Origin of the sequence: Lysinibacillus sp. NPDC097231 (genome assembly GCF_044761885.1) — a bacterium.
In the GTDB taxonomy this organism is placed as follows: domain Bacteria; phylum Bacillota; class Bacilli; order Bacillales_A; family Planococcaceae; genus Lysinibacillus.
On record NZ_JBIWDH010000008.1, the window covers coordinates 122,382 to 128,381 of the forward strand.

The 6,000-nt window shown below is 37.0% G+C and carries 4 protein-coding genes and 1 riboswitch; of the genes, 1 reads left to right on the forward strand and 3 read right to left on the reverse strand.

The window, feature by feature from the left end; translation table 11 throughout:
- Nucleotides 1–471: 471 nt before the first annotated feature.
- Complete coding sequence (locus tag ACIQXF_RS07665) at nt 472–3,078, reverse strand: cation-translocating P-type ATPase (RefSeq protein ID WP_402780944.1); 2,607 nt, start codon at nt 3,076–3,078, stop codon at nt 472–474.
- A 185-nt stretch (nt 3,079–3,263) separates the two neighbouring features.
- Here ACIQXF_RS07665 and ACIQXF_RS07670 point away from each other — a divergent pair, with 185 nt between their 5' ends.
- A complete protein-coding gene (locus ACIQXF_RS07670) occupies nt 3,264–3,404 on the forward strand; it encodes a hypothetical protein (RefSeq protein ID WP_402780947.1) in 141 nt (46 codons plus the stop codon).
- 331 nt (nt 3,405–3,735) lie between these two features.
- Here ACIQXF_RS07670 and ACIQXF_RS07675 read toward each other — a convergent pair whose 3' ends face one another.
- Together ACIQXF_RS07675 and ACIQXF_RS07680 are read right to left on the reverse strand one after the other, a co-directional pair.
- Nucleotides 3,736–4,020 carry a hypothetical protein gene (locus tag ACIQXF_RS07675; RefSeq protein WP_402780950.1) on the reverse strand — a complete coding sequence of 95 codons (285 nt, stop codon included), beginning with the start codon at nt 4,018–4,020 and terminating at the stop codon, nt 3,736–3,738.
- Between the two features lie 103 nt (nt 4,021–4,123).
- The gene (locus ACIQXF_RS07680) at nt 4,124–5,314 is read right to left on the reverse strand and encodes an MFS transporter (RefSeq protein ID WP_402780953.1); all 1,191 of its coding nucleotides are present in this window, start codon (nt 5,312–5,314) and stop codon (nt 4,124–4,126) included.
- 108 nt (nt 5,315–5,422) lie between these two features.
- Nucleotides 5,423–5,522, reverse strand: a riboswitch (purine riboswitch).
- Between the last annotated feature and the right edge of the window lie 478 nt (nt 5,523–6,000).

The following is a 6,000-nucleotide window of genomic DNA, read 5'->3' on the forward strand; positions in this document are numbered from 1 at the left end:
CACTTTTTGAAACTATTTTGTTTCCAATGTATGGAGACGACCATTCTCCACTCCAATCAACTACTGCACTTATGTGTATCTTCTTGCATCTGCGTTAATCTATAGTAATAACTTGATAGCTCAGTAATAAGTGTTTTATTTGCAAAAGGAAATGTTAGAAATAAATGCCTTTAAATTTTAAAACATAGCAGTGCAAAGCTTCCAGTGAAAAGGCAAGACTGTCGAGATCCTGCACGAAGTGAATGTTTTCTGTGCGAAAGCGAAGCGACAGCAACAAATGTTTTCTGTGCGAAAGCGAAGCGACAGCAACAAATGTTTACTGCGCGAAAGCGAAGCGGCAGCGACAAAGCGAGAAGCCCGGAACGGAAATAACTCATTTAAAGTGCCAAATATACATAAAGATTTCCTATAGCATTTTGTTTTTCAACAATGCAAAAGCTCTCGTGTCCACAAAACGAGAGCTTTCTTACATTATCGACTTCTCACAAACAACAGCTTATACCACTGATTCACGAGGAATGGCAACACAGATAAGCTATAAATAAAGGCTAATTGCACAGTACTTAATGTGGCAACTTCAAACACACCTGTAAGCATTGGAATAAACAATACTGCGTGTAAACTTAAAAAACCGATTAGAAATGCCAGCCAAGCATATTTATTCGAAAATACGCCAATGACGAAGATAGATTCTTTCGCTCTGGAGTTGAAACCATGCACTAATCGCGACAAACATAATGTTGTAAATGCCATGGTGCTCGCTGTTAACGTATCTCCCGTTGATAATCCTATTTCAAAAGCAACAGTGGTTGAGATGGCAATTAGTAACCCTTCGAGCACCACTTGAGTAGTAAAAGCTTTATTCAATAATGGTGTCTGAATATTTCTCGGCTTGTCCTTCATTGTTTTATTATTATTCGGCTCTAGCCCGATTGCAATCGCGGGCAAACTATCGGTCAGTAAGTTAATAAACAAGAGATGTACAGGTGCAAAAGGAACTGGTAAACCTAATATTGTCGCATATAAAACAACAAAAATCGCACCTGCATTCCCCGATAATAAGAACAATATAGCATTTTTAATATTCGTATAGATGCTTCTGCCATTTGCAATAGCCTTAACAATCGTTGAGAAATTATCATCCGTTAAGATCATGGAAGAGGCATCTTTCGCTACCTCTGTGCCGGTAATGCCCATTGCCACACCAATATCGGCTTGTTTGAGAGCAGGGCCATCATTAACACCATCTCCTGTCATGGCAACGACTTTTCCTGTTTCCTGCCACGCCTTAACAATACGAATTTTTTGCTCTGGAGTTACGCGGGCATAAACAGAGAAATCTTTAACCTTTTCTTGAAGTTGTTGATCTGTTAAGCCTTCAATTTCATGCCCTTCAATCGCTTCTGAAGAATCATTTAAAATGCCAATTTGTGTGGCAATTGACATGGCAGTGATTTTATGGTCACCTGTAATCATCACCGGTTTAATACCAGCTTTTATACATCTTTCCACTGCACCTTTGGATTCTTTTCTTGGAGGATCCATCATGGCAACTAAACCAACAAAGATTAAGTCTTTTTCTGCTCGTACATCGATTGCTCGATTTTCGTGTATTTCTTTGTAGGCAATGCCTAGCACCCTTAACCCATTCATAGAGAAATCACGATTCACTGCTTCGATTTTTTGCCGTTGTTGTGCTGTGATTTCAAATATACCTTTTGAAGTTTCCATTTTGATAACTTTAGGTAAAAGAACATCTAAGGCTCCCTTTGTAATCATGACAGCTTTCTGATTGATAGTATTTACTGTACTCATAAGCTTTCTATCTGAATCAAAAGGAATTTCGGCTACTCTTGGATAATGATCTCTTATCATTAATTCGTCAAAACCATATTGCTTCCCTAATTTAACAAGCGCAATTTCAGTAGGATCACCGATTTCTTTACTGTCTCTTTGTACAGCATCATTACATAATATCGCCCTTAGGATTAGATTTTTCTCTATTTCATTTCTAGTGTGTAGCTGATCATGTGGAATCACTTTTTCGTCCACATATACCTCTTGCACCACCATTTTGTTTTCCGTTAATGTTCCGGTTTTATCTGAACAAATAACAGATACACTTCCCAGACTTTCAACAGCATAGAGCTTGCGTATAATGGCATTTTCCTTTGCCATTTTTTGTGTCCCAAAAGCCAATACAATCGTAACAATCGAGCTTAATGCTTCGGGGATTGCTGCAACGGCAAGTGAAACAGCAAACATAAACGATTCTACTAATGCTCGTCCTCGGATAAGGTCAATCGTGAAAATAGCTAAACAGATTAACGTAATACCAAGTGCTAATTTTTCTCCAAACTGATCTAAGCTTATTTGTAAAGGTGTTTTCTTCTCTTTCGCAGTATCTAGTAAATTGGCGATTTTGCCGATTTCAGTTTCCATGCCGATAGCTGTAACCATAACAATACCACGACCATTTGTCACAAAACTTCCAGAGTAAACCATATTTTTTTTATCAGCAACGGTTACATTGTTGTCTTTGATGGGCTTGATATTTTTCGCTACGGCAATTGACTCACCAGTTAGCGAGCTTTCATTAATATGCAAATTATGACTTTCCAATAACCTTCCATCTGCATTGATATAATCGCCGGCTTCTAAATAAAGAAGATCACCAATGACTATATCTTCCGAAGAAATCTCTATAAGTTGGTTATTTCGCATTACTTTTGCAATTGGAGAGGTCAAAGCTTTTAAATTATCCAAGGATCGTTCTGCCTTTACATGTTGTACAGTTCCTAGGATAGCGTTTAAAATGACGACAATCATGATTACAATCGTACTTCCTACTTCTCCTAATAGAAATGAAACGAAAGCAGCGATGATTAAAATAATGACTAATAAATCTTTAAACTGTCCAAAGAAAACGGCAAATGTACTTGTTTTTTTTCCTTCCTCTAATACATTATAACCGTATACTTCTTGTCTCTTTTGAACGTCATAATCACTCAATCCTTGATCTGTTACGTTCAATTTTTCCATAACTTCGACTGACGATTGTTGATGATATTCTGACATTCGATTCCCCCTCCATTTGAAATGATTAGACGATCAAGCCATTAATGAAACTCTAAGCAGCCACCCTATCCTGAACTCCTTCTCACTGACTAAATTCATGAGAAAATGCTTTATTAGAACCATCATCAAAAAAGTTGGGGATAACATTTGGCGACTCATCGGACACCCCTAGGAAGCTTTGCTCTGTGCGAAAGCAAGCGGCAGCAACATATGTTTACTGTGCGAAAGCGAAGCGACAGCAACAAAACGTCCAATCGGAACGGAAATCAACCCCACGTTATGGTGATGAACTGCTTTTAGTTAATAAGTTAGATTCCCATCAGTAGAGCCCTTTGAATTATCTTTCTTAGGCAGAGAGTAATTTACTTGAAAATACATCCTAAAAATAGTAATCAATTATGCCTCGGCATAATTGCGTCCGGAATCTCTATCAACTCGAGCCCCTAAAATACTTTAACTACAACAATCTATTCCTTGTCCTATTCCAGTATGATAATAATCGATATAGAAATTAATTATTTATTTGATAGGTAAAATTTAAAGCAAGAATCTACTCATGCTAGCAAATGTAAACACAAAAAAGCATTTGGAATACGGCTACTCCAAATGCCTTTGTCACATGCATAGGCTCCCACATAAGCCAGCCCTGCAATTAATTTAGTGTTTCTCTTTCTTTGCGACTAATAAATAGTCGAGTGCACTCATTCTAGTAAGCTTGTGCGTAAATTTTACAGCATCTGCTTGAGAGTCAAACATAAAGTTTTCGAGTTCGTCTGTTGGTATATATTGATCAGCGATTTTTCTTTTTAGTTTTCGTACAGATAAAGTGTGTGAATCCTCTTCATATAAAATAATAGCACCCACATTTCGATAAAGCGTTTGGTCAATCGTTGCGACAACTTTCACATTCGCTCCTTTAAATTCTGTTAAATCTATCTGCATGTATTTACCAACCTCCTCTAAACTTACATTCTATCTCTCACTATCATTGTCCTTCTTTTTCAGTGTATTTTTTTGGATATTTCATCCAAAATATACTCTCCATTTATGGGTTATGGGAAGCTGAGTTCAACCCTAGCTCATGATCTTGTGAAACTGGCGTTCTTTTTAAAGAGAACGCAGCACAGCCCAAAGCACATAACACTAAAATGGTACCAAAGCTAGCTAAATGCATGACAGACCCTGTTACAGCAAACATAGCCCCACCTAGTGCTGAACCTATTGATATACCAATCTGTAATGCAGCTGTATTTAAGCTTTGTTGAATATCAGACGTTTTCGGATCAGTCTGTATTAAATAATTTTGTAATGGAGGTGTGAGTGCCCAGCTAAGTGCACCCCACAAAACTGTGACAATTAAAAACAATGGTAACGCGACAATTGTATAAGGAATACTAAATAATACAACGGCAAATGTTGCTACAATAATTATAATTGCTTTACCAGTACCAATTTTGTCACTTAACCAACCACCTAAAGCATTACCACTAACAGAAGCGATTCCGAAAATTAGATAACAAATACTAATCCCAGAGGCACTCATATCAAAAGCTTCTACTAAAAATGGTGTTAAATAAGCATATAACATATAATGACCAGCCAGCATAAACATTGTTGTTAATTGGGCACTAAGGATTTTTAAATTTGCTAATGATTTGATTTGAGTTTTTAGTGGGACAACTTCTACAACTGGCATTTTTTCAAGCAGTAACGCAATAAGAATCATTGATATCGTTGAAAGAAGAGCAATTCCTAAGAACATAGCTCGCCATCCAAAGGCTTCTGTCACAAATATCCCCATTGGCACACCAATGACGAGTGCTGAACTTACACCTACGAAAACGAGGCCTAAAGCTTTTGCACGATGTCTTGGCTCTACAATTTTTGTTGCAATTGTTAATGCCAGAACGATGACCAACGCTGTACTCATCGCGGTGAAAATTCTAGCAATCATGACTATCAAAAATGTCGTACTAAAATAGGTCATTAGATTACCTAATGTAAAAATGAATAAAGAAATAAGAAATAGGCGCTTCCTTTCCACTTTTGCCGTTAAGGATAAAAGGATAGGCGCAGATATTGCATAGACGAGAGCAAAAATTGTAATTAATTGTCCCGCTGTGGCTAAGGACACGTTTAAATCCTCTGCAATTTTCGGTAATATACCACCAACAATTAATTCCACCAATCCTACTGCAAAGGTAGTAGCGGCAAGAATATAAACTCTCCAATTCACAGAAATCACCCTTCCATAACACTTTCATTTTGTAGGGATTTATATATCCATTACGCTAAAGGTTTATCTTCAATAAGATAAAATGAACATAAAAAAATCCTGACTACAAAAATGAAGCAAAATTTTTGTAGTCAGGATTTTATGGTTCCTGGTAGAGACCCTCAATCCATATCATTGAGGTTATACAGTTCAAATATTTACCCTAGCTATATTAGCATATCGAATTTCACATGACAACCAATTTTATTATTGTACTTCGCTCACCTACTTTCCCGTTCATGAAATTGGTTCACTTTAGTACTCTCTATCATCAAAGTTCAACTTACCTCTATGCAAACCCAGCTACTTCAACCAAAAAACCCCATTAAAAAGAGATAAACTTTAGATAAAAACTTTAGATTTTACTTATATTTTTTCAAAGTTGACCATAAATAATAATATAACAGCATATTGCGAGGTGATTGTTTGCGTATATTAGGTTTAGTATGCTATTTTCTAATGTTGTTTTATGGCGTAGAACCAGTAATAGAAGAGTTCACAATCGAAGAACCAGCAATCATTTCTCCTAAACTAGATAGCCAACAAATCCCCATCGAGTAGGAGGGGGTGACTAACCCCCGACCTCTCTCACCACCGTACGTACGGATCCGTATACGGCGGTTCAATTAAGATGAATAACGCAAGAT

Bases quoted from the DNA above. Each gene is read 5' to 3' on its own strand.
- ACIQXF_RS07665 (WP_402780944.1), bottom strand. From the start codon at position 3,078: ATGTCAGAATATCATCAACAATCGTCAGTCGAAGTTATGGAAAAATTG.
- ACIQXF_RS07675 (WP_402780950.1), bottom strand. From the start codon at position 4,020: ATGCAGATAGATTTAACAGAATTTAAAGGAGCGAATGTGAAAGTTGTC.